This is a genomic window from Halorubrum sp. SP3 (genome assembly GCF_005435195.1).
Taxonomy (GTDB): domain Archaea; phylum Halobacteriota; class Halobacteria; order Halobacteriales; family Haloferacaceae; genus Halorubrum; species Halorubrum sodomense.
Window position 1 is genome coordinate 1 of sequence record NZ_SGTU01000847.1, and the last position, 209, is coordinate 209.

General features: G+C 62.2%; 1 protein-coding gene. It reads left to right on the forward strand.

The features are described from left to right. Nucleotides 1-209 (forward strand): ATP-binding cassette domain-containing protein (locus EXE42_RS18390; RefSeq protein ID WP_241988452.1); only part of this gene is annotated, 209 nt, incomplete at both ends.

Here is a 209-nt window from a genome sequence, read left to right on the forward strand (position 1 = left end):
TCACGCTTCAACGCGGTGCTGGCGTCCACGGGCTTGTCGGGCCGAACGGTGCCGGGAAGTCCACTCTCATGCGGATGCTCACGACAGTGACGGCGCCAACAGAGGGAGCGATTTACTGGGACGGAACCCGGGTGAGCGAATCGCCGGACACCGTCCGAAGCGTGCTCGGGTATCTTCCGCAGGATTTCGATACCTACCCCATGTTAACG